This window comes from Bradyrhizobium sp. 21 (assembly GCF_023073335.1).
Taxonomy (GTDB): Bacteria; Pseudomonadota; Alphaproteobacteria; order Rhizobiales; family Xanthobacteraceae; genus Bradyrhizobium.
This window is the reverse complement of sequence record NZ_JADPJG010000026.1, coordinates 200,345-224,736: the sequence shown is the minus strand read 5'-3', so window position 1 is coordinate 224,736 and position 24,392 is coordinate 200,345. Positions and strand designations below refer to the sequence as shown.

The window sequence follows — 24,392 nt, the reverse complement described above, 5'->3', positions numbered from 1 at the left end:
GTAGAGCGAACAGCGGCCTTGATGGAAGGGAGTGAACAGGCACTCTCGCCGAGCACAAGGGAGCCTGTCGTGCTTTCGCTGATGGATATCGCTGCCGTTCTGCTTACATTGTCTGCCGTCTTCGGCTGGCTCAATCACAAGTTCCTGCCGCTCTCCCGCAGCGTAGGTCTTCTCGTGATGAGCGTCCTGACGTCACTGCTCCTGATCGGCTTAGATGCGGCGTTTCCCACAATTCAACTACTAGACCAGCTTGCCAACGGGCTCCGGCAGATCGACTTTGCCGAAGTCGTGGTGAATGGGATGCTGGCATTTCTGCTGTTCGCCGGCGCGTTGCACGTAGATCTTGACACACTCAGAAGCCGCGCCATTCCGGTTTTTATTCTGGCCGTCCTCGGCACCTCAATTTCAACCGTCCTCGTAGGCCTGATGTTCTGGTTCATCTGCGGCCTTTTAAACCTCTCCGTATCGTTGGCTTGGGCATTCGTGTTCGGCGCACTGATCAGTCCGACTGACCCCGTTGCTGTCCTGAGTACGCTTCGCAACACCAAAGTGCCCAAAGAGCTGCAGATCGAGACGGAAGGCGAGGCATTGTTCAACGACGGCGTCGGGATTGTTCTATTCACCATCATGCTTCGCTTTGCGAGCACCGGAGACGGCGGTCAGGTTTCGGCCGCCGATGTCGCTGAGTTACTCGTTCGCGAAGCTGGTGGCGGGATAGTGCTGGGCTTGTTGACTGGCTATGTTGCGTATCGCGCGATGCGGCTCATCGACGACTACGCCATCGAGGTGCTGATCTCCCTTGCCCTCGTTACCGGAACCTACGCACTTGCGCTGCATTTGCACGTCAGTGGCCCGCTCTCCATGGTCGCCGCGGGCCTCCTCATCGGCGACCGAGGACCTCGATACGCAATGAGTGAGCGGACACAAGGATATCTCTTCGCGCTCTGGACCCTCATCGACGAAATTCTCAACTCGGTCCTTTTTCTGCTCATCGGGCTCGAGACATTGATGCTGCGCTTCGATCCTCGCAGCCTCGGTCTGGCGGCAGCGACGGTGCCAATCGTTCTCTTCGCCCGCTTTGTTTCTGTTTCGGTTCAACCATTTCTGTTCGGATGGACTCGGCTGCTTTCCCTGCGCAACGCGCCCTTTCTCACCTGGGCGGGCGTTCGAGGCGGGATTTCAGTTGCACTCGCCCTATCAATGCCGGATAGCCCGGCCAAGGCCGCCATGCTCGCGTCAACTTATGGGGTCGTCCTGTTCAGCATCATCATTCAAGGCTCGACCCTAGGCTGGGTGGCAAGGCGGACTGTCGGATAATAAGTCTCGTCTCGAGTCGTCGTTCAAGCGACATGCCCTCACTTTATCCGTTTCAATCCTCGTAGCTGTCGATGACGGCATCTGCGATAACGCGTTTGGTGAGGACGCCGACGACATCGTTCACGCGCGGGCGGGAGGCAGAGCGGACAACGATTGCCGCGCCGGCCCGATGACGCTTCAACCTGGCAAACACCAAACTCAAGAGGTCCTGATCGCGGCAAATGACCATCCGCCGCTCGACGAATTGCTCGACCACGAGAGCTGGATTCGATTGCGACTCCGCCCATAAGCCGGAACGTGGTGGGATCAGGCCGACAATCCGGCCTTCGCGCTCAACCACGATAGGAAGTGCATCATCGATATCTTCCGCAGCCATAGCCTGTTTTAGCGTCGTTCCTACTCCGGCGACGATAAAGCGCCTTTCCATGATGTCCTGGGCCTGCTTCACCAGATAGAGGTTAATATGGCGCTCCTTTGGAATGCGGTGCCCGCGGTGGCGCAGCTTGACCGTGTAGATCGTCTCGTTGACGAGTGCACGCCTGACGCCCGCAGCCAACGCCACCGCAACGATCACCGGAACGATGATTGCGTAATCGCGGGTCATCTCGAAGACCATCACGATCGCCGTCATGACGCCGCCCGTACCTGCACCGACGATGGCCGCCATTCCAATGATCGCGGCCGAAGATGGCGTTAGCCCTGAATGAGGCAGGATTGAATTGGTTGCAGCGGCAAAGGCGGCCCCCAGCGTTGCGCCAAGGTAAAGTGATGGCGAGAAGATCCCGCCCGACGCCCCGCAGCCGAGGCTGACCGTCGATGCCAACAGCTTCAGCACGAACAGCAGGGCCAGTAACCCCGCCGCCGTCATCTTGTGGTCCAGTATCTCCTGAATGACGGAGTAGCCCACTCCGTCGACGTAGGAGTGGCCAAAGGCATGGGTGAGCACCACCATCGTCAGGCCGATTGACGACATGCCGATGATATTTTGAACATACTCGTTGCCAGACAGCTTCGGAAACCCGTCTTCCATGAAGACGAGCAGACGAATAAACGCCCAGGCTGCCGCTCCAGACAACAGGCCAAGCAGGACGAATGCGAGAGCTTCCTGCGCATTGAAGGATGCAACCATGCTGAACTGCATATCCGGAACCGAAAAGGCCGGATCCGGACCGATCAGGATGCGCCCGATCGTCGTCGCAGCGCCCGTGGCCACGACGACTGGAAGGAATGTTCGATTTGAAACTTCCGGCAGAAGAATTTCCAGAGCAAACAGCACGCCGCCCAGCGGAGTATTGAAGGTTGCGGCAATGCCTGCGCCGGCGCCCGCGGAGAGCAGCGTGATCCTCTGCCGGGTCGAAAGCCCGATGAATTGGGCAAAGGCAGAGCCGAGAGCTGAGCCTATCTGAATGATAGGCCCTTCGCGCCCGACCGCGGCGCCGCTCCCGATCGATACTGCGGATGCCAGCGCCTTTACCAAGGCCACCGCGCCGCGAATTTTGCCGCGCTTGTAAAATATCGAGTCCATCACTTCAGGGACGCCATGACCCTTGGCCTCGGGAGCGAAGCGCCGAACGAGGAAGACGACAATGAGGCCGCCGATCACAGGTGCGAGTAGAATAAAGTCCCCAAAAGGGCTGGGACCCTCACTGATGTTCGCGTCATAAGCGACACTCAGCGTGCCCCTGTAAAACAAATTGTGCACTAGCGCGATCAGAACGCGAAAGACGACGGCACCAAGCCCGGTCAGGACACCGATCATCAACGCAAGCGCGCAAAGCACGAGAAGGCTGACCTTCCGCTCTTCAGCAAACCGCTCAACGCTGCTGCCGATCAGGGCTTTTCTTGTGCCGTAAGACAGGACTGAGGCCATTTGGTCACCCGGGCGTACGATACGAGGATACGAACTCCCGGTTCCGAAAAGTGGTTCCTGCGACAGGTTGGGGACAACCGCGTCAATCGAGCGTCCACATCCCCACGATCGCACCTCCCTTCTGGTGGGCGTTACTTCATGGCACCCGGCGCCAAGTAGTCAGGAAGTTCCAATTCGTCGGCGATGTCCCGCCCAATTGCGAGCCTCGCCACGCCTGGTATCGAGAAACTTCTGACCACGACGTTGCGGAAGAGCATTCCCCAGCGCGTTCTCGGCGCCAGCGCCCCAGCAAAGCGCTCGGCACCCCGCTGTTTCCGGCCTATATAACTCTTCAACCGCGCCTCGTACGTGGCAAACGCCTCGGAATATCGTCCACCGGCCATGGCAAGTTCGCCGGCCAAAACATAGGCTGAAATCATCGCCAGCGCCGCCCCCTGACCTGCCAGGAGCGAGACGCAGAAGGCGGCATCACCAATGAGTGCTATCCGCCCTCGTGACCAGTTGGGCATCCTGATCTGACTGACGGTGTCGAAGTAGAGTTCACCAGTGCGCTCCAGTTCGGCGAGCATCTGATCGCACTCCCAGCCATCTCCGCCATAGATTTCACGAAGGAGCGCCTTTTGCGAGGCCGGCGTTTCCGGCAACACTGAGTGATGCTCAGCAAATATCAAGAGAAACAACGTACGATCATCACGCAGCGTAAAGCGGCCTACCATGCGGCCCGGTTGACCGTAGATCAAATACACATCCTCGTCACGCGGCCGATAGCCCGGAGCTTCGAACGCGGCCACGATATACCCCAGATGTCGCTCGAACTGCGTCGGCGGTCCAAAAGCCAACTTCCGAACGGCCGAATGCAGGCCGTCTGCCCCAATGAGAAGGTCAAACCTGCGCCTGCCGCCGTGCTTCAGTTGGACTTCGACGCCATCCGGTTTCTCTTCGACGAGAATGATTTCGTCTCCGAAAATGGCTTCAACGCAGCCGCTGATCCGTTCGAACAGCATGCGCGAGAGGTCACTGCGCTGAAGAGTAACGTATTTTCCATTCGTCAACTCGGCGAAAACGTCGATACCGAAGCCGGCCAGCCGATGGCCAGCTTCATCTACGATCCGAAATTCCTGAGCGTGGTAGCCGTCGCGGTTGATCGCCGGGATCAATCCCATCCGTTCGGCGATGGTGTAGCCCAGCCCCCAGAAGTCGATGACATAGCCTCCGCTCCGCAGCGTGGAGGCGCGCTCGACGAGCGTCGGTTGAAAGCCGGCTGCTTTCAGCCAATAGGCAAGCGTGGGCCCGGCAATTCCAACCCCGGAGATTAGAACGCTGTTCATGCCATCTCCTCAAAAACGAACGACGATCGGCACACGATCCCCGAGCTCGCTCTGGTGCTTCGGTGGCCTTGGGACGAGAATTATTCGCTTGCGTACAAGAACATTTGAGGCCGCGACAGAGTATTACATTCATCGCGACGGGATCGCCGCGATGATGTTCCGAGCACTCTCGCCTGCGCAACTTCAATCTCGAGCTTCGGAGACTGGACTGCTCCGACAAAGGAGACGACTTGGAAAACAAGTTGACTGTTCATGTCCGGCATATCGAGCGCACCCTTCGTGTAAGCGCAATCGCTCTATTCTTCGCTCTTTCGGTCTGGCTGCTTCGCGACATACTGTTGCTCTTGTTCAGCGCCGTGGTCATCGCTTGCGTCTTGCGGGGCGCCAGCGACGCGGTCCGTCGCGTAACGCGCCTCGGGCCATACACGGCATTGATTTCCGTCATTCTCGTGACAGGCCTCGCACTCGGTACGCTGCTGTGGTGGAGGGGCAGCGCCATTTTCAATCAAGCCGACGAAATCAGCCGGCAACTGAGAACCCAACTATCGCGGATATGGGACGAAATGCAAAACAGCTCGTGGGGCTCGATCTTAGCTCAACAGTTGCAGATCGCCGGAAAGTCTCTGCGCACTGGCCTGACCGGCTACGTCACAGGCGTCGTTGGCTCCGTTCTCGGCATAGGTGGCACTCTCGTCGTTACGGCGGCGACAGCCGTATTTCTCGCTGCCTCGCCCCAACTCTATCTTGAAGGCTCGCTTCGTTTGCTTCCAATGGCTTGGCGACCACGCGGCCGCCACGTCGCCGGAGAGCTCGGTGCTACGCTTAGGCTCTGGTTTCTCGGCCAACTCGTCGACATGCTGATCGTGGGCGTGCTGCTCGGATTGGGCCTTCTCCTCATTGGCTCGCCTTTGCCACTATCACTGGCCCTACTGGCGGCCCTTCTGAACTTCGTACCATACATCGGGGCACTTGCAGGAGCAGTGCCGGCGATCCTTGTGGCTCTGGCACAGTCTCCTGCCCTTGCCGCTTGGGTCGCGCTCTTGTTTTTGACGATCCAGCTGTTGGAGGGAAATGTCATCGCACCATGGATTCAGAAACGAACGGTCTCGCTGCCGCCCGCACTTACAATCCTTTCCCAAACCGTTCTCGGCACTCTCTTCGGTTTGATCGGGTTGATCGTTGCTACGCCTTTGATCGCTGTCCTGCTCGTTGCCGTCCGCATGATCTATGTTGAATCGTTCCTGGAGCGCGAGAGTAGACCGGTTTCCCTTGTTGAAGAACACCACTAAAAGAGCGGAGGCTGTGTAGTTTGTACGGTGTCGTACACTCGCGACTCCGGCCGGGCACTCGGCGCGACAAAGTGTCCCGAACTCTTGACGCGAGAAACCAACATAGCAGGCTCAAGTTGAGACCGCATTCTGAAGCTAGAGGAGCCACAGATGCGGAGACTTACACTTGCCTTTTCTCTGACCGGCCTCATCGCGATTTCTCCCGTCGGCAGTACCCAAGCTGCACCTTTGACCGCGCTCTCGGCTGCCGCGAGCCCGACGCAGCACACGTCGGCAGTGCAGGATAATCTCACCCAGATTCGCTGGCATGGCGGCTGGGGGATCGGCGCCGGCCTGCTGGCAGGAGCCTTGATCGGCTCCGCCATTGCGACCCCCTACTATGAGGAATATCCGCCATACTATGGATACAGATACCCCTACGGCTACCGTGGGTACTATCCGGCTTACGCCTATACACCTTACTGGGGTGGCTATGGTTGGGGGCCGCGACCATACGCCTGGGGCCCGCGCCCCTTGCGCTATAGCTACGGCTGGTCCGCGCCGAGCCCGTGGGAATATACGGTCCGGCGCGCGCACCCCTGGCGTCATAGCTACGGCTGGGCGCCGCGGCACTATCGGCACCACCATCACGGCGTGATCCGTGCGCACCATCGGTGGTGACGCTGCGCCTGTAGCAAAGTGCCCGGCCGCATTCAGTCAGTGGAGAAGCGCGCCGGGCGACGACGAACATTTCGTTGGAGAGGCTGCTGTCGACGTCGGGACAGAACCACCGATCGCAGAACAGGATGTCCGCCAGCATTCGAAAGACTTCGAGAGGGCAATCACGGTGCAAGATTGGCTGTGTTGACGTCCTGCTTCCGAGTGACGTGCGTACCTACGGCTCGTTCCGCCGAGTATCAAAGCTCGTGCTTCCACAATGCGGGCATTTCGGAATCTTGTGTCCTTTTGTGACGTGAGTGGCCTGATGACATCGCTCACACCTGAAGTCTCCAGTCTCTTGGGCTGTCTCACCTGCATGCGCCGCCATGATACTTCTCCCTGTTGAGCGCGGGCGCCCCGTTTGGTCAAAGGGTCGCGAGCGGAAAGAGTTGCTAATTGTGTTCGGGGTCGTCAAAGCAACACCCTCAACCGATCGGAGCTTGCCCCTACATGCGTTCTTTGACGCCTGCCTCTACAAGCCACCAATTCACCGGGTAGCTCGTGAAAAATCCCGCGATCATCGCAATCTGCATCATGAACCAAAACTCCGGCATGGATGGCTCGAGCCTCACCCCGAAGAAATTCCTGAAGATCGCGAACTGCGCGATCGCCATAAAGCCGTACATGCCGATTTGCCAGGCAGTCAGTGAGAGAGTGTCTGCCTTCACGGCCTGAACGATTCCTGCGCCCGGTGACAAGTCGCGCATCGGTTTGATCGTGAAGTACTGAAATGCGACGCCGAGCACGAAGGCGAACAGGTAATCCACCACCCAGATGGCGAACATCTTCTCTGAAAAAAGGCTTTTCCATCCGGCCCAGATCGCAATCACCGGAAACGCAAGCACAAGGGTTTCAGCGATGATGTCCCCGAGCGTACATCCGGCTCCGCAGTGCATGGCACCTTTTGCCACCATGACAGGGAAAGGAGTGCCCTTCTTGCTATCGGAGTGCTCAGTTATCTCAGCCGCATCACGCGCTGCAAGCCGCCCAAACTGGTAGTACATCCACAAGGTCAGTACGGTGCCGAACAGACCGTTGACTGGCCAGACGACATTCATGATCCACATGCGCTGTGGATGGCGGATCAGGTCGATCGAGATTACGATCGCGCAGACAAGTCCGACGGCCAGACTAGCCAGCGCCATATCTCTAAGCCAAACTGGAATCATGGCTCCTCCGTTGCTCGGAGAAGCAAACGTTCTGAAGATCGCTTTCGTTCAACTCGAGCCTTGGAGTTGGGCAGGATCAAGAGCTTTATCGCGAGCGAGCTCTCTGCAGAAGTCGTATTCGACGTTCAACCCCGCAGACGGCGGCCGATCTGCCGATCATACTCGCGCTGTATCAATCCAGAGCACGAACAGGCCAAATGCTCCAGCTGAGCCCGGTCGACCAGAGATATCGCGGCTCGAGCGTTGCGGATTATTCCGTCCTGCTCGAATGTCTCAAGACATTCGCTTACGCTCGCCCGCCGGATCCCGATTAGCTGGGCCAAAACGGCGTGCGTGATCGGCAACTCGCTGGTATCCGTTGCGTTCGCCGCCACGAGCAGCCAGCGGGCAAGCCGCTGCTTGACCGAATGGAGCGAATTGCACGCTCCTACCTGGGAAGTCTGAAACAAGACAAGGTTGACGTAACGAAGGATCAGCTCGCGAAGGACCACCAATTCATCGAGCGCCGCAAGGAAGGCCACCACCGGAATTCGCAGGGCCGTTCCGCCCACCTGAACGACCCGACGGTGCGGCGGCATCGGATCGTCCGGCGCTAATATGCAGGGAGAGCCAATCATTCCCTCGGACCCGACCAGCCAAGCCTCCACGAAGCGCCCAGCCTCGACCTTGGCTGAGACGGATACGAGGCCGCTGCCAAGAAAGTAGACGTACTCCATCGGCAAGCGCCAATGGTGGAGGACCTGACGCGGCTTGAGCTCGACATCCGTCCCCATCGACTGAAGCACTGCCAGCTCCGGCTTTGGAATGCAGCGCAACAGCTTGTTTCGTACAGCCAAGTGTCGAGAAAGATCGTTTGGCGCAATCGGCCTCAAAGCCGGGCCCGTCGCTTGGCCGTCGCGCATTTTCGCTACTCCCCGCGATCCCGTGGGCGATCAGCCCGTCACGGGTCTAAGGAGGGTAAAGCTGTCGGGACCGTCTGCGGTTCCTAGCCGTGCATGAGACTATTTTTCATGTCGATCGCCTCGATTTGATGCCTTGTCCTCGAAACGAAGAGCGGCTCGGATCAGCGCGAGATGGCTCAATCCCTGAGGGAAGTTGCCAGCAAGGCGTCGATCACGAACGTTGAACTCCTCAGCTAGAAGCCCCAGTTCATTTCGCGCATGCAACAGGTGCTCGAAGGTTCTCTCCGCTTCAGCCCGCAAGAGCGAGCACCTAACAGCCTCAGGCCACTGCGTCTCGACATCGAACTTCGCAATCCAACCGCGCCAACGTCTCCAACGGCTTCATTCACTCACCATCCCGCGCCAGCAGACGAACATCGCGGCCCTCTATGGACGAGTGGCGATGTTCGCCTAAGGTGGAGGACTACTTCGACCCGGCGTTGTTGTTGGAAGAGCCGGACGCGGTCGTGCCCTGAGAGTTGGTTGCGGAGCCGGTCGTGGTCGTGTTCATGGCTTCGAACACGGACATGCCATGTGGACCGATCGTCATCACCATCGGATTGCCGTCCTTCGTCTTGGCCTGGACGACGAAGGATTCCGCAACGATCTTGATGTCGGTGAAACCTGCCTTCTTCAGATCATCCTGGATTTTCTGCACCGCCGTATTCTGGCCCGAGCTGGTGGCTGCTTGCGAGGGTGCCGTGGAATTGGCGCCACCTTGCGCGAGTACCGGACTGGAAGCCGTGGCTGCGAGCAAGAAGGCTGCCAAAAGCGTGGTCTTCATCGCTGTCTCCTACAGTTTGACGGATCAATATCGCGACAGCGCTGGCCGGCCCCAGACGTTCCGCCAGAAACAGTCGCGGTCGCGCGAACTCGGTACGAGAGCGAACGAAGCGGAGGACGAGCTTCTGCCGATAACCGGCCTGCGGCCAATTCAGCCGGAAAGCAATTCGGGCGCGGACTCTCCCTCTCCAAACGCCAATCGGCTGGCGTGGCTGAATATCTCGTAACCATCGTCACGCGCGACCGCGACGAGCGTGACGCCGGCCCTCTCAGCGGTCTCGATCGCCAGCGAAGTCGGCGCCGATACGGCGACGAGGAGCGGCGCGCCCATTCTTGCTGTCTTTTGCACCAGCTCGACGGATACCCGACTGGTGATGAGGACAGCTCCCGATGACGTCTCCAGGCCGGCCCTGGCGACCGCTCCCGCGAGTTTGTCCAAGGCGTTATGGCGGCCGACATCTTCCTTTATCAATCGAATGGCATTGCCGTCCCAAAACGCCGCAGCGTGCATCGCCCCTGTCGCGTGGTTGTGATGCTGGAGCGGCCGTAACGAGCGCATCGCTGTCAGGATGTCGAAGGCGCGAAATCCGCCCCGGCTGACGATGCGCGGCAGCCGCGGGCAAGCGTGCTCCAGGCTTTCGATTCCGCAGAGGCCGCAGCCGACCGGCCCGACCATCGCCCTCCGTCTGCTTGCAAGGAGATCACCATGGGAGTTGTCGAGCCAGATCCGCACTTCGCAACCGCGCTCGAGCTCGACGATTTCGATGCTGATGATGTCCTCGCACCGCTCGACAATGCCCTCGCTCAAGCTAAAACCGACGCCAAAATCCCAGAGGTCGGCGGGCGAAGCCATCATCACAGCGTAAGTCGAGCCGTTGTAGGTGAGCGCTATCGGCCGCTCCTCTGCGACCCTGCGGGAGGAGGGGATTGGGCGGCTCCCTCGCCACACCAACTCCGGTTTGTCGAGCGTACAGCGATCACCCATGTCCCACTCCCATTGGCGTCTGCCAACCTCTTCCGGAGAGCCAAGTTCCAGCTCGAGATTTCTTTGTACGGCAGCGCGCAAATTATCGTGCGCGAGGAGACACAGAGGCCCGCTTCCGCTCCATCGCATTGAGTAGTTTGCGTTTTTCGCTCGACGGTCGCTGTGCTTTGCTCCGATTTCAAAAATTCGGACCGAGGAACCCCCCTGACGAACATACGTTGGCGAGGCACAGGCTGGCCGGTTCCCGAAGAGAAGCAAGATCATGGCACGACCACACGAAGCTGGTGACGAGACCCCAGAAAAGACGGTTGAATACGACGGTCCATCTGGCGGATGGGGGTCCCTCAAAGGGATAGCCCAAATCTTCGGGAAGGAGTGGGACTCGCCGGCGGCCTTGAATACGCTCCGTCGCCAGAACAAGCCGAAAGGCTTTATGTGCGTTTCCTGCTCGTGGGCCAAGCCGGCCGACTATCACGCCTTCGAGTTCTGCGAGAATGGCGCCAAGGCTACTCTCTGGGAGCTGACCACGCGTCGGTGCAAGCCGGATTTCTTCGCCAAGCATACACTGACCGAGCTGCGCTCCTGGAGCGACTACGATCTCGAACAACAGGGCCGCCTGACCGAACCACTGCGCTATGACGGTGCTACTGACTGTTATGTGCCATGTAGCTGGGACGAAGCATTTCAAGCGATCGGCGCGCAGCTGAAGGCACTCGATCCGAAATCCGTAATTTTCTATTCGTCCGGGCGGGCGAGCCTCGAGACATCGTACCTGTACGCGCTGTTCGCGCGGGTCTACGGCAACAACAATCTGCCTGACAGTTCCAACATGTGTCACGAGACGACGTCCGTCGCGCTCAAGAAGCTGATCGGCGCGGGCGTAGGCACTGTGGTCTTCGACGATCTCAGCAACTGTGACGCGATGTTCTTTTTTGGTCAGAATACCGGGTCGAACAGTCCGCGGTTTTTGCATCCGTTGCAGGACGCAGCCAGGCGCGGCGTCCAGATCATCACCTTCAATCCGGTCCGCGAGAAAGGCCTCGAAACTTTCGTCAATCCACAGAATCCGACGGAGATGCTGACCGGCAAGGCGACTCAGATCAGCAGTCAGTATCACCAGGTGAAGGCCGGCGGCGACATTGCCGTCATCATGGGAATTTGCAAGCACGTCTTCGCCGCGGACGACGCAGCCAAACAGCAGGGCAAGAGAGTTCTCGACGCCCCCTTCATCGAACAGCACACCCACGGCTTCGAAGCGTTCGAGGCCAAGGTCCGGGCAACGGACTGGAGCGAGATCGAGACCGCATCCGGTCTTAGCCGGTCGGCCATCGAAGGCGCAGCTCAGGTCTATGTCGAGGCTGATCGCGTGATCGGGATCTACGGCATGGGCCTGACCCAGCACGTGCACGGTTTCGAGAACGTGGCGATGCTGGTGAACATGCTGCTCCTGAAGGGCAACATCGGACGAGATGGCACCGGCATCTCGCCCGTACGTGGACACTCGAACGTCCAGGGCCAGCGTACCGTCGGCATCTCCGAGAAGCCTGAATTGGTCCCTCTCGACAAATACGCCAAGCAATTCGGATTCGAGCCGCCACGCGACAAGGGCATGAACACCGTTGAGACCTGCGAAGGCGTCCTCGCCGGCAAGGTCAAGGCGTTCATCGGGCTCGGCGGTAATTTCGTCCGTGCCATTCCCGAGCGATCGAAGATGGAACAAGCTTGGCGCGGACTGGAGCTGACGGTCCAGATTGCCACCAAGCTCAACCGCAGCCACCTCGTGCAGGGCAAGGCCGCCTATCTTTTGCCGTGCCTCGGCCGCACCGAAGAAGACATCCAGGCAAGCGGGCAGCAAGCCGTCAGCATGGAGGATACTTTCAGCTGCATCCAGGGCTCGATCGGGTTGCGCAAGCCTGCGAGCGAGCACCTGAAATCGGAAGTGGCCATCGTCGCAGGTCTCGCCACGGCGACCTTGCCCACGAACCCGAAGCTGAAATGGGACGAATGGGTCGGCAACTACGATCTCATTCGCAACGAGATCGCGGAGACCTATCCGGACCAATTCCACGCTTTCAATGACCGGATGTTCACGCCCGGCGGCTTTTATCGCGGCAACTCCGCGCGCGAGCGGATCTGGAAGACGGAAACCGGCAAGGCGGAATTTACTGCTCCGGAGACTCTCAGCTCCACCGGCTTCGCGGACGCCCCCGGCCGATTCCGGTTGCTCACGATGCGCAGCAATGACCAGTTCAATACCACGATCTACGGCTACAGCGATCGCCTGCGGGGGATCGAGGGCACACGGGATGTGCTGCTGATGAACCCCGAAGAGATTGCACGCGCCGGACTCCAGGATGGCCAGATGGTCTATCTCGTCAGCGACGCAGAAGACGGCATCGCGCGTGAGGTTGGGCCACTCAAAGTGACGCCCTTCAAGCTGCCGGATGGATGCCTTGGAGCCTACTATCCGGAAATGAATCCCCTGATCCCGCTGTCGCACCACGACATCCATTCGAAGACGCCGGCCGCAAAGTCGGTACCGGTCCGAATCCGCGCGTGAGCAAGGCGTGCGGCAGGGGGTCGATGAATGCAGCTTTTTCGTCCCGGCGCGAACACGATTGCGACGGTGGTGATCGCAGCGATTGGAGCGATGCCGGTGCTTGCAGTGGGACTGTCCTATGAGGTGATGCGATCCCCTTACATCACCAACCAAAACGTCACGCGGAACCAGCCGGTGCCGTTCAGTCACGAGCATCACGTTTCCGGTCTCGGCCTGGACTGCCGGTATTGCCACACCTCGGTGGAGAACGCGCGCTTTGCCGGCATCCCGCCGACCGAGACCTGCATGACCTGCCATTCGCAGATATGGACCAACGCGCAGATGCTCGCGCCGGTGCGCGAGAGTCTTGGCAAGAACCAGCCAATGGCCTGGGAGCGCGTGCACCGCCTCCCCGGCTACGTCTATTTTGATCATTCGGTCCATGTCGCAAAAGGGGTTGGATGCACCACCTGTCACGGCGACGTGGGCGGGATGCGGCTGATGCGCCAAGCCGCGCCGCTGACGATGCAATGGTGTCTCGATTGTCACCGCGCTCCTGAACGTTACCTGCGTCCACGCGAAGCGGTTTTCGATCCAACCTGGCAGACCCCGAAGAACCAGGCCGAGGTCGGGCCCAGGCTTGCCGCACGCTATCACATCAACACGAGGCATTTGACGGACTGCACGATATGCCACCGCTGAAGGAATTGCCGACGCGGCCAAATCCTGCCGGGCGCAGCAAGCTCAATCGCCGTCAGGCGCTCAGCTTGCTGGCGACCGGCATGGCGGGTGGGCTCGCGGCTTGCAGCAAACCCGACGAGCAGATCCTGCCCTATGTCAGGATGCCAGAGCGCATCGTTCCCGGGGAACCGCTGAAATTCGCAACGACACTTCCGTTGGCGGGGATCGGTCGCGGCGTGATCGTGACTTCTATTGACGGCAGGCCGATCAAAGTGGAAGGCAACCCGCGTCATCCGGGCAGCCTGGGTGCCACGGACGTTTTCGCTGAAGCAGCCGTTCTTTCGCTGTATGATCCCGACCGCTCGCGCACGATCCTGCACAATGGCGCGATTGCGCCCCGCGAAGCGTTGAACCGAGCGCTGGTGACCGAACTCTCCGAGACCCGCAGCAGCCAGGGTAAAGGCCTGCGCTTGTTGACCGGGCGAACCACCTCCCCGACTCTGCTGCGCCAGATCGATGGCCTGCTTCAGGCGTTCCCGGCCGCTTCGTGGCACGCGTACGATCCAACGGACGACGATAACGCGCATGAAGGTGGGCAGCTCGCTTATGGCCAGCCTGTGCGCAGCATTGCCGATTTCGCAAAGGCCCGGGTGATCGTCGCGCTCGATGCCGATCCGCTCGGGCATGGCCCCGATCAGATACGGATTGGCCGCGGCTACGCAATTAGCCGCGGCGAGCCGAATGCCTTCTCGCGTCTCTATTGTCTTGAGAGCGCACTCACGCTCACCGGAGCAAAGGCGGACGAACGTCTGGCGCTTCGTCCCGAGGCGATCGAACGATTCGCGGCGAGCCTCGCGCGGGAGCTCGGCGCGAATGCAAGCGCCACCGAACTTGCCGACCGCGAACGTCTGCTGCTTCGGAAGATCACAGCCGACTTGAACTCCCACAAGGGCGAGGCGCTCGTCATCGCGGGCCCGGCAATGTCCAGGGAAGTCCACGCATTGGTGCATTGGATCAATGCCCAGCTCGATGCGCCCGTTCGGCTCATCGATCCCATTGATCGCACGCCATCCGGCAAGCAGGCGGGAACGCTTGAACAGCTCGCTGGCGATCTGGACTCCGGCCGCGTGCGTCAGCTCGTCATGATCGGCGTCAATCCCGCTTATGACGCACCATCCGATCTGCACTTCGGGGCCCGGGCGCAGAAAGCGGCCTTTCGCCTTCATATGGGCGAGTACGCGGACGAAACCGCGGCAATCGCCAACTGGCATGTCCCGCAAAGCCATCGGCTGGAAACGTGGTCGGATCTGCGGGCTGGTGACGGGACGGCCAGCATCATCCAGCCTCTGATCAAGCCGCTCTACGAGAGCTTCAGCGAGCACGAGCTTCTCGCCTGGCTGAGCGGCGCAGAAGACGCGGGCGCTTACGAATTGGTGCGGCAGACCTGGAGGACCGCGGCCGCTGCGGATTTCGAGGCATGGTGGCAGCGCGTGCTGCACGACGGGATCATTGCAGGAAGCGGCGCCATTGCTGTTTCCCTCGCTGCTCCGCTCCTGCCGCCACTCGCGGATCCCGAGCCTCACGACAAGCGCGATGACGAGATCAGCCTGGTTTTGCGCCCTGATCCTTGCCTCTGGGATGGCTCATACGCCAACAACGCCTGGCTCCAGGAGTGTCCGAAACCGCTCAGCAAGCAGGTCTGGGGCAATGCGCTCGCGCTGCATCCGGATGAGGCAACCCGCCTCGGACTCACGCCCGGCGACGTCGTCACCGTCGCCGCGAACGGCCGACCGATCGAGGTGCCGGTGCTGACTGATCCCGGGACCGCCATGGGCGCCGGCGCGCTCACGCTCGGCGGGGGGCGGCAGAAGGCCGGCGCGATCGGCAGTGGCGTCGGTGCCAACGCCTATACACTCCGGACGTCCGGGAACCGATGGCACCTTCCGCAGGTCTCGATCCAGCCGACGGGGCGCCGTGAGCCGATCCTTACGACTCAGAACATCGTCCGGACGCCGGAAGATGTGCGCGAACTCTATCCGTTGTATCAGCTCGGCCAACCGCTGCCAGGGCCAGTCGACCCGGATCCACCCAGCCTGATGCCGCCGAGCGTGAAGCCCGGCGACGGGCATGCCTGGGCGATGGTGATCGATACTTCGGTCTGCATCGGCTGCAATGCCTGCGTGGTCTCCTGCCAGGCGGAGAACAACGTCCCTGTGGTAGGTCCCGAGCAGGTTGCGATGGGGCGCGACATGCATTGGATGCGCGTTGATGGCTATGATCATGGCTCGGCGGACAGTCCGCAGATCGGCTTTCAACCCGTACCCTGCATGCATTGCGAGCACGCCCCGTGCGAGCCCGTCTGCCCTGTCGCCGCATCCGTTCACGACGGTGAGGGCCTCAACGCGCAGGTCTATAATCGCTGCATCGGCACCCGCTTCTGCGAGGCGAACTGCCCTTACAAGGTCCGCCGCTTCAACTTCTTCGGTTATGCCGACGGCGAGGAATACGGCAATCTTGGCGCGGAATCCTATCGCGGCCAGAAGAACCCGGAGGTGACCGTTCGCGCCCGTGGCGTCATGGAAAAATGCACCTACTGTGTCCAGCGCATCAGCGGCGCACGTCGCGCCGCGGAACGCGAGAACCGGCCGCTCGGTCCAGACGAGGTGCAGACAGCCTGTCAGAACGCGTGTCCGACCCGCGCCATCAGCTTCGGAGACCTGAACCAGGCTGACGCAGAGATCAACCACAAGAAGGCCGACCCGCGCCACTATGCCTTGCTCGGCCACCTCGGCACGCGGCCGCGCACCACTTATCTTGCCGATGTGCGCAATCCCGCACCTTTGAACCCGGAGGGGCGGACATGAGCGAAGTTCTCCTTCCCCAGCATCCACCGGCGCACCGCTGGATCTCGGCCGCGCGGGCGGGCGACGCCTCAGTTACCCAGGCGGTGGCTGATCCGCTCTTCACCGGGTTCGGCAAAACATGGTGGCTGGCCCTCCTGATCACCCTGCCGTTCGTGCTCTGGCTGTTCGTTGCAATCGCGTGGCTGTTCTACCAGGGCATCGGCATCTGGGGCATCAACTCCACCATCGTCTGGGGAGTCGCGATCGCCAACTACGTCTGGTGGATCGGAATCGGCAATGCAGGCACATTGATTTCGGCGATGCTGCTGCTCACTCGACAAAGATGGCGCGCCTCGATCAATCGCTTCGCGGAAGCCATGACGCTGTTTGCGGTTGCGATCGCCGGGCTGATGCCCATCGTTCACCTCGGTCGACCACTTTACGCCTATTGGCTCGCGCCATATCCGAACACCATGGCGCTTTGGCCGCAATGGCGCAGCGCCCTCGTGTGGGACTTCTGGGCCATCGTCAGCTACCTGCTCTTCTCCATTCTGTTCTGGTATGTCAGCCTGATCCCCGACCTTGCGACCATGCGCGACCGCACGCCCCGCCGTGCCGGCCAACTACTCTACGGCGCATTTGCGCTGGGATGGCGCGGCTCGTCGCGCGAGTGGTCGCGGTTGCAGACACTGCATACCACGATGGCCGCCCTCGGCGTGCCTTTGGTCTGCTCGGTGCACTCGATCGTCGGTCTCGACTTCGCGGCGAGCCTGATGCCCGGTTGGCAGGAGAGCATCTTCCCACCCTACTTCGTCGTCGGCGCAATGTACTCCGGATTCGCGATGGTCGTGGTGCTGGCGGCGGCGATCCGCTGGGGCCTCAGCCTTCAGGCTATTATCACCCGCCGCCACTTCGAAGTGATGGCCCGCATCCTGCTGATGGCTTCCATCGTCATGTTCTATTCCTATGCGACGGAGTGGTTCATGGGCTGGTACGGCGGTGAGCATGCCGACCGCGAGGTGGTTCGCTTCGAATTCACTGGAACCTACGCGCCGCTGTACTGGGCCTTACTTGCCTGCAACTGCCTCATCCCGCAGTTGCTGTGGTGGCCCGTCGCACGACGGTCGCTCTTCATTCTGATTCCTGTTGCTATCGCGATCAACATAGGGATGTGGCTGGAGCGGATCCTCATCGTCTGGAACACGCTTTCGCACGGTTACATGCCCTCGCTCTGGCGCAGTTTCCACTTCACTTTCTGGGACTGGAGCTTCCTCATCGCGCCGGTCGGGCTTTTCGCCTTTCTGTTCCTGATCTTCATCAGGCTGATACCGAGCGTGTCGATGTTCGACATGCGCGAGCTCGCCCATCAGGAGGCCGCGGCATGACGGCTAAGCTTGTGGCGGAATTCCTCGACGGTGAAGCGCTGAAGGCGGCGCTAGAGCGCGTGCGTACGGCGGGACACGCCGCACTCGAAGCATTCGCGCCTTATCCGATCGCAGGGCTCGCCGAACAGCTTGGGCAGGGCCGATCCGCAATTCGCGGTGTGATGCTTGCCGGCGGCCTCGGAGCTGCAGCATTCGCTTTCGCACTGCAATGGTACAGCGCGGTGATCGACTATCCCATCAACAGCGGCGGCCGGCCACTGAACTCCTGGCAGGTGTTCCTGCTGGTGCCGTTTGAGGTCGGTGTCCTCGCGGCCGCACTCGCCGGCGCCATCACCTTTTTTTGGTCGTGCCGCCTGCCTCGTCTCCACGATGCAATGTTCGAGATTCCGAGCTTCGAACGCGCAACGCAGGATCGCTACTTCCTGCTGGCCGCTTCTGACGGCGACCCGAACGAGCTGAGGACGGTCCTCCGCGACGCCGGCGCCGTCGCGGTCACGGAGCTGCGCACGCCATGACCGCCCGCGCGCTGCCATGGCTGCTGTTGCTATCATCGGCGCTCACCGGCTGTGGCGATCATTCCATGTCTCAGCAGAATCGCTACGGCACGTTCTCGAAGGCTGCGCTGTTCAAGGATGGCACCGAAGCCCAGACCTTACCGCAAGGGGTCGTTGCACAGGGCGATCTCGACCGTTTGCAGCAGATCACCAAGCCGCCCGCGGTCGACATGGCGCTGCTGGCCCGCGGCCGCGAGCGCTACGATATCTATTGCTCCCCGTGTCACGGGTTGTCCGGCCATGGCGATGGCATGATCGTGCAGCGTGGCTTTCCCGCACCCCCGTCCTACCATTCCGCGCGCCTCCGCTCGGCCGATGCTCAACACTTCTTCGACGTGATCACTCATGGCTACGGCGTGATGTATTCCTACGCTGCGCGCGTCGAGCCGCGCGACCGCTGGGCGATCACCGCCTATATCCGCGCGCTGCAGCAGTCGCAACACGCCGACGTCGCCGACGTCCCGGAGCTGAGGAGCAAGCTGCCGTGACCGCCGTGCTCCGCCGCCCTGCCCTCAGAGCAATTTGGACGCCGCGAATTGCAGCGGGCCTCGTGGTGATCTTGCTCGCTTCTGGCCTCGTGCTCGCGGCCGGGAGACTCGGCCCCTATCCGAGCCTGCTCCAGGGCTGGCTCTTGGGATTTGCGATCTGGAGCTGCGCCCCCATCGGCAGCATGACGCTGCTGCTGATTCATCGCTTGACCGGCGGCCGCTGGGGCTTTGCGGCCGGACCGGTGCTGCGACCCCTCGCACTTATGGTGCCCCTCGTCGCCATCGCCTTCGTCCCCGTTCTCGCCGGACTGACTGACATCTACCCCTGGGCCGCGGATGCCAGCCAGATCAGGCCCGACATTGCGCGCTGGTACCTCGGCCAGCCGTGGTTTGTCCTGCGTGCCGTGATCGCATTGATCGGATGGTCCGTGCTCGGAGTGACTTTCGGTCTTAAACTAGGTGGACGGCTACTGGCCGCGCTCGGACTTGCGTTCTTCGGGCTTACCATCAGCATGGTTGCGGTCGATTGGTTCCTCTCCGTCGAACCGCATTACGTTTCCACCGCCTTCGCCTCCATGATTGCAATACAGCAGCTGCTCGCCGCGCTGGCCGTTGTCGCCGTGCTTGCAACGTCGAACGTCGATGGCAAAGCGCTGAGCGATATCGGCAGCCTTTTGATCGCAACGCTGCTGGGCGTCGTCTACCTCGAATACATGACATATGTGGTGGCCTGGTACGGCGATCTACCTCACAAGGCCGAGTGGTTCCTGAGGCGCAGCACGGACGTATGGACCAACATTCTCCTCGTGGCATTCGTCACCGGAGCCGTGCTTCCGTTTGCGATGTTGCTGTTGGAGGACGTGCGCCGCAGCCCTGCAGGCTTGCGCATAGTCGGCCTGTTGCTGTTCTTCGGCACTGTCATGCACTTCGCTTGGCTCCTGGTGCCGGCATTTTCCGCGCAAGTTCATGTTGCACTCACCGCTCTCGGCGCCCTCCTCACCTTGACCGTGGCTTCGGTCCTCTTTGGGCAGGGCACCGCATCCGCAGAGGTGCGCCATGCCGAATGAGGAGATGGGCAGCCGCGCGCTGCCAGAAACGGCCGGCATAGACAACCGCGCCGTTCTCGCCATCGTCGGCAGCTTCTTGCTCTTCGTGGGCGCCGCGATTGCGGGAATTCTGCTGTTCCTGAATAGCGAGGCGCCGGGCGCATTCACGCCCCGCCTAGAAAACCGGTTTCCCTCGCCCGAGCTCCAGACCTCGCCGGAGGACGACCTGACCCGGTTCGAGGCCGCCCAGCGAGCGAGGCTCACCACTTATGCCTGGGTCGATCGCGACCACAACATCGCCCGCATCCCGATCGATCAGGCGATGCAGCTGGTCGCAGGACGGGGCCAGCACGCCTACGACGCCCTTCGACCCGCACCCGCACCTCCGCCAGGTGCGAGTGGAGGCAATCCATGAGGCGGTCCATCTTCATCATGGCCCTTGCGCTCTGGCCGGGGCTCGCGCATGCCGGTTTGACCGAGGAGCAGATCGGGCGCGTCGGGTTCGATCCTCCTCAGGGCGCCCGCGTTCCGTTATCCCTGCAGTTTAGGGCCGTCGGCGGTTACACCGTCACCCTTGGCGATGCGATCGACGGACGTCCGACCCTGCTCCTTCCAGCGGACTTCACCTGCAAGCAGATTTGCGGGCCTGCGCTGACGATCGCAAGCTCGGCGCTGCAGCAGACCGGGTTTATCGCAGGACGCGACTACAGCCTCGTCGTTGTCGGCATCGATCCGCGCGACACCATTGACGACGCCCGCCGCTTTACCCAGGGACAGATCGGGGGCACAGGAACATCGGTCCTGACAGGATCGCAGGAGACTGTTGCCGCGCTGCTCGGTGCAATCGGATACCATACCGAAACCGACGATAAGCATAACGCGATTGCGCATCCGGCAGCCTTCGTCACGCTCGCGCCCGACGGACGGGTCGTCCGCGCGCTGTCCAGCCTCGCGCTGCAGCCCGGTGACCTTCGCCTCGCTCTGTTGGATGCCGGTGACGGGCGGATCGGTGGACTCTCCGGACGCATCGCGCTGCTCTGCTATGGATTTGACGCGGTACACGGACTCTACACCCGCAGGATCACAACGGTCCTGCAGATTTTCGGAGCATCCACGGTTGCCATCATGGCCGCCCTCGTCGGGCTGATGCTGGTCCGCAGCAGGCGTCGGGGAGCCTCGGCATGAATTCGTTATTCAGGCTGCCGGAAGCGAGCACACACGCCGTCACGGTTGATCACATCTTCTATCTTCTGCTCTTCCTTTCCGGGGCGACCGTGGTCCTCGTCTTCGGGCTCATCCTGCTGTTTGCCGTTCGATATCGGCGCGGATCTCCCGCCAAGCGCGGCCCGATGCCTGAGATTCTCAGCCGCGAGTTCGAAATCGGTTGGACGGTCGCGACGTTGCTGACGTTCGCCTTCCTATTCTGGTGGGCATCTTCCGCTGACCTCAGCAGCCTTGCCGCGCCCACGGGCGCACTTGAAATCCACGTCATCGCCAAGCAGTGGATGTGGAAGACGCAACATCCGAACGGCGCGCGTGAGATCAATGCCCTTCACGTGCCGCTGGATAAGCCCGTCCATCTCCTGATGAGCTCGCAGGACGTGATCCATTCCTTCTTCGTCCCCGCGTTTCGGGTCAAGAAGGACGTGCTGCCTGGCCGCGACACTGACATCTGGTTTCAGGCCAGCAAAACCGGCACCTTTCCACTGCTCTGCGCTGAGTATTGCGGCACGAACCATTCCATGATGCGCGGCAAGATCGTGATCATGCGACAGGATGACTATGCCAAATGGCTGGTCCAGCAGCCGGAGGGCGACGATCTTGCCCATGAGGGCGCCAGGCTGTTCGTGTCGCAGGGATGCTCGGGCTGCCACGCCGTCTCCTCGAACGTCCACGCGCCGCGCCTGACGGGTCTCTACGGCCGCGCGGTGCAGCTGGCGGATGGACGCACCGTTTCCGCGGACGATGCCTACATCCGCGATTCGATGCTGCAGCCGAACCGCGACGTCGTGGCCGGATTTGAGCCGATCATGCCGAGCTTCAAAGGGCTGCTCGACGACGGAGAGATCCAGAGCCTCACCGCCTACATCCGCTCGCTCAGGGAGGAGCAGCAAAATGACTGACGCCCTGCTCGCCGGGGAGCTGCCGCTTCCGCCACGCCCCGATTATCTCCGCCACGGCTCGACGATCTCGTCCTGGCTTGCCACGACCGACCACAAGCGCATCGCAATCCTCTATGCGATCACCATTACGTTCTTCTTTTTCATGGGAGGAGCCGCAATCACCGCCGTTCGGCTCGAGCTGTTCCAGCCGAACGGATGGCTGTTGACGTCGGACACTTACAACAAGCTGTTCTCGTTCCACGGGATCATCATGGTCTGGTTCTTCCTGGTGCCGTCGATCCCGAATACTTTCGGCAATTTCCTGCTGCCGCTGATGATCGGCGCGCCCGATGTCGCGTTTCCGCGCCTCAATCTTTTCAGCTGGTATTTGACCGTCGCTGCCGGGGCTTTCACCGTTTATGCCCTCGTCGCCGGAGGCGTCGACACCGGCTGGACGTTCTATACGCCTTATTCGTCGATGTTCTCCAACAGCCACGTCTTCGCTGCGGCCGCGGGCGTGTTCGTTGTCGGCTTTGCCAGCATCGCCACGGGAGTGAACTTCATCGCGACCACCCACATGCTTCGTGCTCCCGGCATGACCTGGTTCCGGCTGCCGCTGTTCGTCTGGGCGATCTACGCGACGTCGCTGATCATGGTGCTTGCCACCCCGGTGCTCGCCATCTCGCTCCTGCTCGTGATCGCGGAGCGCGTGCTGGGCTTGCCGATCTTCGATCCGGCTCGCGGCGGCGATCCGATCCTGTTCCAGCACCTGTTCTGGTTCTACTCGCATCCGGCGGTTTACATCATGGTCCTGCCGGCGATGGGCGTCGTGTCCGAAATAATCCCATGCTTCGCGAGGCGGCGAATTTTCGGATACGACTTCATGGTCTATGCCATGCTTGCGATTGCGGGCGTCGGATTCTTCGTCTGGGGCCACCACATGTTCGTCTCCGGACAGTCAGCCCTGGCCAGCCTCGTGTTCTCCTTCCTCTCCTTCATCATCGCCGTGCCGTCGGCAATCAAGGTTTTCAACTGGACCGCTTCGCTGTATCGCGGTCAGATCAGCTTCGAATCGCCGATGCTGTATGCGCTTGGCTTCGTTGGTCTGTTTACGACCGGCGGGCTCTCCGGGCTGTTCCTCGCCTCGATCCCGGTGGACATCCATGTCACCGACACCTACTTCGTCGTCGCGCACTTCCACTACATCATGGTGGGCGGATCGGTGTCCGCCTTCTTTGCCGGGCTCCACTTCTGGTGGCCCAAGGTCACAGGCAAGCTCTATCCGGAGAGCTGGGCGAAGTTCGCGGCCATCCTCATGTATGCCGGCTTCAACATGACATTCCTGCCGCAATTCTTCGCCGGGTACCTCGGCATGCCGCGCCGCTACCATACCTATCCGGCGGAGTTTCAGATCTACAATGTCATGTCGTCTGCGGGAGCGGCGGTCCTCGCCATCGCCTACTTGTTGCCTCTGGGATATCTCACCTGGTCCCTGTTCTACGGCGGAAAGGCCGCGAAGAACCCTTGGGGCGCGACAGGGCTGGAGTGGACCACGGGTTCTCCGCCTCCCCCGAAGAATTTTGACAGGCAGCCCCGAGTAGATCGCGCCCCGTATGACTACCACGCCGAAGGCATGTCGGCTGGAACCGATCCTCCCGAAATGCAAAACGCAAGAGAAACGCGATGAGCGACGAAAGCGCACTGCTGAGAGAACCCTGGTTGGATTTCGGCCGGCAGCGCGAGGCAGGCAAGTTCGGCATATGGGTTTTCCTCGCCAGCGAGACCCTGTTCTTCGGGGCGCTGATGCTGACTTACACGGTTTGTCGAATCGAGCATCCAGAGGCGTTCGCTGCAGCCGGGAGGGAGACAAATATCTGGTACGGCACGATCAATACCGCCGTGCTGTTGACGAGCAGCCTCACCATGGCCATGGCTTCGCAAGCGTCCGAAACGCCTGCGCGACTGCGACGGCTCGTCCTCGTGTGCCTCATGCTCACCGCGTTGCTCGGGCTCGCGTTCATCGTGATCAAGGGCTTCGAGTACAAGGAGGACATCGATAAGCAGCTCGTACCGGGAGCCGGGTTTGCATTGTCTCTGCCAGGAGCGCAGCTGTTTTATGGATTTTATTGGCTGGTCACGGGCGTCCACGCGATCCACCTTTCCATCGGGATTGCTCTCGTGAGCCGCTTGTTCTGGGTGCTGCTCCGGCACCAACTCCCGGCGAAAGACAATCCCGAGATCGAGGTCACAGCCCTCTACTGGCATCTGGTCGATATCGTTTGGATCTTCCTCTATCCGCTGATCTATTTGCCGGGGCGTGCATCATGAACAGGCAAGGTGAATCAGGCGGTATTGTGCGCCGCCTATGGGCGA

Annotated in this window: 22 protein-coding genes; 15 read left to right on the top strand and 7 right to left on the bottom strand. The window is 61.0% G+C overall.

The annotated features are described in order from the left end of the window. Positions 1-69: 69 nt before the first annotated feature. Positions 70-1,317: a sodium:proton antiporter gene (locus tag IVB31_RS22295; RefSeq protein WP_247327481.1), complete on the top strand. Its 1,248-nt coding sequence runs from the start codon at positions 70-72 to the stop codon at positions 1,315-1,317. A 52-nt stretch (positions 1,318-1,369) separates the two neighbouring features. On the opposite strand, the gene IVB31_RS22290 is transcribed toward IVB31_RS22295, so the two are convergent. Then, positions 1,370-3,187, bottom strand: coding sequence for a chloride channel protein (locus IVB31_RS22290; protein WP_247327468.1), 1,818 nt, complete (start codon positions 3,185-3,187; stop codon positions 1,370-1,372). 131 nt (positions 3,188-3,318) lie between these two features. Beyond that, a complete protein-coding gene (locus IVB31_RS22285; RefSeq protein ID WP_247327466.1) occupies positions 3,319-4,515 on the bottom strand; it encodes an FAD-binding domain in 1,197 nt (398 codons plus the stop codon). A gap of 230 nt (positions 4,516-4,745) precedes the next feature. On the opposite strand from IVB31_RS22285, the gene IVB31_RS22280 reads away from it, so the two are divergent. Both IVB31_RS22280 and IVB31_RS22275 read left to right on the top strand, forming a co-directional pair. Further along, entirely contained in the window at positions 4,746-5,804 is a 1,059-nt protein-coding gene (locus tag IVB31_RS22280; RefSeq protein WP_247327464.1) for an AI-2E family transporter, read from the top strand. 150 nt (positions 5,805-5,954) lie between these two features. Then, positions 5,955-6,464: a hypothetical protein gene (locus tag IVB31_RS22275; protein ID WP_247327461.1), complete on the top strand. Its 510-nt coding sequence runs from the start codon at positions 5,955-5,957 to the stop codon at positions 6,462-6,464. A 485-nt stretch (positions 6,465-6,949) separates the two neighbouring features. On the opposite strand, the gene IVB31_RS22270 is transcribed toward IVB31_RS22275, so the two are convergent. The 5 genes from IVB31_RS22270 to fdhD form a co-directional block, all read right to left on the bottom strand. Next, positions 6,950-7,672 carry a DUF4396 domain-containing protein gene (locus tag IVB31_RS22270; RefSeq protein ID WP_247327458.1) on the bottom strand — a complete coding sequence of 241 codons (723 nt, stop codon included), beginning with the start codon at positions 7,670-7,672 and terminating at the stop codon, positions 6,950-6,952. A 125-nt stretch (positions 7,673-7,797) separates the two neighbouring features. Beyond that, on the bottom strand, positions 7,798-8,574 hold the full coding sequence (locus IVB31_RS22265; RefSeq protein WP_247327456.1) for a Crp/Fnr family transcriptional regulator: 777 nt from the start codon (positions 8,572-8,574) through the stop codon (positions 7,798-7,800). Positions 8,575-8,673: 99 nt separating this feature from the next. Beyond that, positions 8,674-8,874 carry a glycoside hydrolase family 15 protein gene (locus IVB31_RS33680; protein WP_346730887.1) on the bottom strand — a complete coding sequence of 67 codons (201 nt, stop codon included), beginning with the start codon at positions 8,872-8,874 and terminating at the stop codon, positions 8,674-8,676. A 163-nt stretch (positions 8,875-9,037) separates the two neighbouring features. Then, the gene (locus IVB31_RS22260; RefSeq protein WP_247327443.1) at positions 9,038-9,397 is read right to left on the bottom strand and encodes a hypothetical protein; all 360 of its coding nucleotides are present in this window, start codon (positions 9,395-9,397) and stop codon (positions 9,038-9,040) included. 150 nt (positions 9,398-9,547) lie between these two features. After that, the gene (fdhD, locus tag IVB31_RS22255) at positions 9,548-10,381 is read right to left on the bottom strand and encodes a formate dehydrogenase accessory sulfurtransferase FdhD (protein ID WP_247327442.1); all 834 of its coding nucleotides are present in this window, start codon (positions 10,379-10,381) and stop codon (positions 9,548-9,550) included. A 262-nt stretch (positions 10,382-10,643) separates the two neighbouring features. Between fdhD and IVB31_RS22250 the strand changes: the two genes are divergently transcribed. The 12 genes from IVB31_RS22250 to IVB31_RS22195 are packed head-to-tail and all read left to right on the top strand — an operon-like array spanning position 10,644 to position 24,347. After that, entirely contained in the window at positions 10,644-12,941 is a 2,298-nt protein-coding gene (locus IVB31_RS22250) for an FdhF/YdeP family oxidoreductase (RefSeq protein WP_247327427.1), read from the top strand. 27 nt (positions 12,942-12,968) lie between these two features. Next, positions 12,969-13,622 carry a cytochrome c3 family protein gene (locus IVB31_RS22245; protein WP_247327424.1) on the top strand — a complete coding sequence of 218 codons (654 nt, stop codon included), beginning with the start codon at positions 12,969-12,971 and terminating at the stop codon, positions 13,620-13,622. Beyond that, the gene (locus IVB31_RS22240) at positions 13,610-16,465 is read left to right on the top strand and encodes a 4Fe-4S dicluster domain-containing protein (protein ID WP_247327417.1); all 2,856 of its coding nucleotides are present in this window, start codon (positions 13,610-13,612) and stop codon (positions 16,463-16,465) included. The genes IVB31_RS22245 and IVB31_RS22240 overlap by 13 nt, the downstream gene beginning before the upstream one ends. Continuing rightward, the gene (gene nrfD, locus IVB31_RS22235) at positions 16,462-17,829 is read left to right on the top strand and encodes an NrfD/PsrC family molybdoenzyme membrane anchor subunit (protein ID WP_247327398.1); all 1,368 of its coding nucleotides are present in this window, start codon (positions 16,462-16,464) and stop codon (positions 17,827-17,829) included. Before IVB31_RS22240 ends, nrfD begins: the two co-directional genes overlap by 4 nt. Further along, on the top strand, positions 17,826-18,344 hold the full coding sequence (locus IVB31_RS22230) for a DUF3341 domain-containing protein (protein ID WP_247327395.1): 519 nt from the start codon (positions 17,826-17,828) through the stop codon (positions 18,342-18,344). Before nrfD ends, IVB31_RS22230 begins: the two co-directional genes overlap by 4 nt. After that, entirely contained in the window at positions 18,341-18,871 is a 531-nt protein-coding gene (locus IVB31_RS22225; protein WP_247327393.1) for a cytochrome c, read from the top strand. The genes IVB31_RS22230 and IVB31_RS22225 overlap by 4 nt, the downstream gene beginning before the upstream one ends. Then, the gene (locus IVB31_RS22220; RefSeq protein ID WP_247327384.1) at positions 18,868-19,938 is read left to right on the top strand and encodes a hypothetical protein; all 1,071 of its coding nucleotides are present in this window, start codon (positions 18,868-18,870) and stop codon (positions 19,936-19,938) included. Before IVB31_RS22225 ends, IVB31_RS22220 begins: the two co-directional genes overlap by 4 nt. After that, a complete protein-coding gene (locus IVB31_RS22215; RefSeq protein ID WP_247327381.1) occupies positions 19,928-20,332 on the top strand; it encodes a hypothetical protein in 405 nt (134 codons plus the stop codon). Before IVB31_RS22220 ends, IVB31_RS22215 begins: the two co-directional genes overlap by 11 nt. Further along, positions 20,329-21,102, top strand: coding sequence for an SCO family protein (locus tag IVB31_RS22210; protein WP_247327378.1), 774 nt, complete (start codon positions 20,329-20,331; stop codon positions 21,100-21,102). The genes IVB31_RS22215 and IVB31_RS22210 overlap by 4 nt, the downstream gene beginning before the upstream one ends. Continuing rightward, a complete protein-coding gene (gene coxB, locus IVB31_RS22205) occupies positions 21,099-22,040 on the top strand; it encodes a cytochrome c oxidase subunit II (protein ID WP_247327375.1) in 942 nt (313 codons plus the stop codon). The genes IVB31_RS22210 and coxB overlap by 4 nt, the downstream gene beginning before the upstream one ends. Next, entirely contained in the window at positions 22,033-23,706 is a 1,674-nt protein-coding gene (locus IVB31_RS22200) for a cbb3-type cytochrome c oxidase subunit I (RefSeq protein ID WP_247327372.1), read from the top strand. Before coxB ends, IVB31_RS22200 begins: the two co-directional genes overlap by 8 nt. Continuing rightward, on the top strand, positions 23,703-24,347 hold the full coding sequence (locus tag IVB31_RS22195) for a cytochrome c oxidase subunit 3 family protein (RefSeq protein ID WP_247327369.1): 645 nt from the start codon (positions 23,703-23,705) through the stop codon (positions 24,345-24,347). Before IVB31_RS22200 ends, IVB31_RS22195 begins: the two co-directional genes overlap by 4 nt. Positions 24,348-24,392 lie beyond the last annotated feature (45 nt).

What these genes read in the sequence shown, in the direction of transcription:
- coxB (WP_247327375.1), top strand. Translation starts at nt 21,099, where the DNA reads ATGAATTCGTTATTCAGGCTGCCGGAAGCGAGCACACACGCCGTCACG.
- IVB31_RS22195 (WP_247327369.1), top strand. Translation starts at nt 23,703, where the DNA reads ATGAGCGACGAAAGCGCACTGCTGAGAGAACCCTGGTTGGATTTCGGC.
- fdhD (WP_247327442.1), bottom strand. Translation starts at nt 10,381, where the DNA reads ATGGGTGATCGCTGTACGCTCGACAAACCGGAGTTGGTGTGGCGAGGG.
- IVB31_RS22250 (WP_247327427.1), top strand. Translation starts at nt 10,644, where the DNA reads ATGGCACGACCACACGAAGCTGGTGACGAGACCCCAGAAAAGACGGTT.
- IVB31_RS22260 (WP_247327443.1), bottom strand. Translation starts at nt 9,397, where the DNA reads ATGAAGACCACGCTTTTGGCAGCCTTCTTGCTCGCAGCCACGGCTTCC.
- IVB31_RS22245 (WP_247327424.1), top strand. Translation starts at nt 12,969, where the DNA reads ATGCAGCTTTTTCGTCCCGGCGCGAACACGATTGCGACGGTGGTGATC.
- IVB31_RS22230 (WP_247327395.1), top strand. Translation starts at nt 17,826, where the DNA reads ATGACGGCTAAGCTTGTGGCGGAATTCCTCGACGGTGAAGCGCTGAAG.
- IVB31_RS22290 (WP_247327468.1), bottom strand. Translation starts at nt 3,187, where the DNA reads ATGGCCTCAGTCCTGTCTTACGGCACAAGAAAAGCCCTGATCGGCAGC.
- IVB31_RS22210 (WP_247327378.1), top strand. Translation starts at nt 20,329, where the DNA reads ATGAGGCGGTCCATCTTCATCATGGCCCTTGCGCTCTGGCCGGGGCTC.
- IVB31_RS22275 (WP_247327461.1), top strand. Translation starts at nt 5,955, where the DNA reads ATGCGGAGACTTACACTTGCCTTTTCTCTGACCGGCCTCATCGCGATT.
- IVB31_RS22200 (WP_247327372.1), top strand. Translation starts at nt 22,033, where the DNA reads ATGACTGACGCCCTGCTCGCCGGGGAGCTGCCGCTTCCGCCACGCCCC.
- IVB31_RS22225 (WP_247327393.1), top strand. Translation starts at nt 18,341, where the DNA reads ATGACCGCCCGCGCGCTGCCATGGCTGCTGTTGCTATCATCGGCGCTC.
- IVB31_RS22215 (WP_247327381.1), top strand. Translation starts at nt 19,928, where the DNA reads ATGCCGAATGAGGAGATGGGCAGCCGCGCGCTGCCAGAAACGGCCGGC.
- IVB31_RS22240 (WP_247327417.1), top strand. Translation starts at nt 13,610, where the DNA reads ATGCCACCGCTGAAGGAATTGCCGACGCGGCCAAATCCTGCCGGGCGC.
- IVB31_RS22265 (WP_247327456.1), bottom strand. Translation starts at nt 8,574, where the DNA reads ATGCGCGACGGCCAAGCGACGGGCCCGGCTTTGAGGCCGATTGCGCCA.
- IVB31_RS22285 (WP_247327466.1), bottom strand. Translation starts at nt 4,515, where the DNA reads ATGAACAGCGTTCTAATCTCCGGGGTTGGAATTGCCGGGCCCACGCTT.
- nrfD (WP_247327398.1), top strand. Translation starts at nt 16,462, where the DNA reads ATGAGCGAAGTTCTCCTTCCCCAGCATCCACCGGCGCACCGCTGGATC.
- IVB31_RS22270 (WP_247327458.1), bottom strand. Translation starts at nt 7,672, where the DNA reads ATGATTCCAGTTTGGCTTAGAGATATGGCGCTGGCTAGTCTGGCCGTC.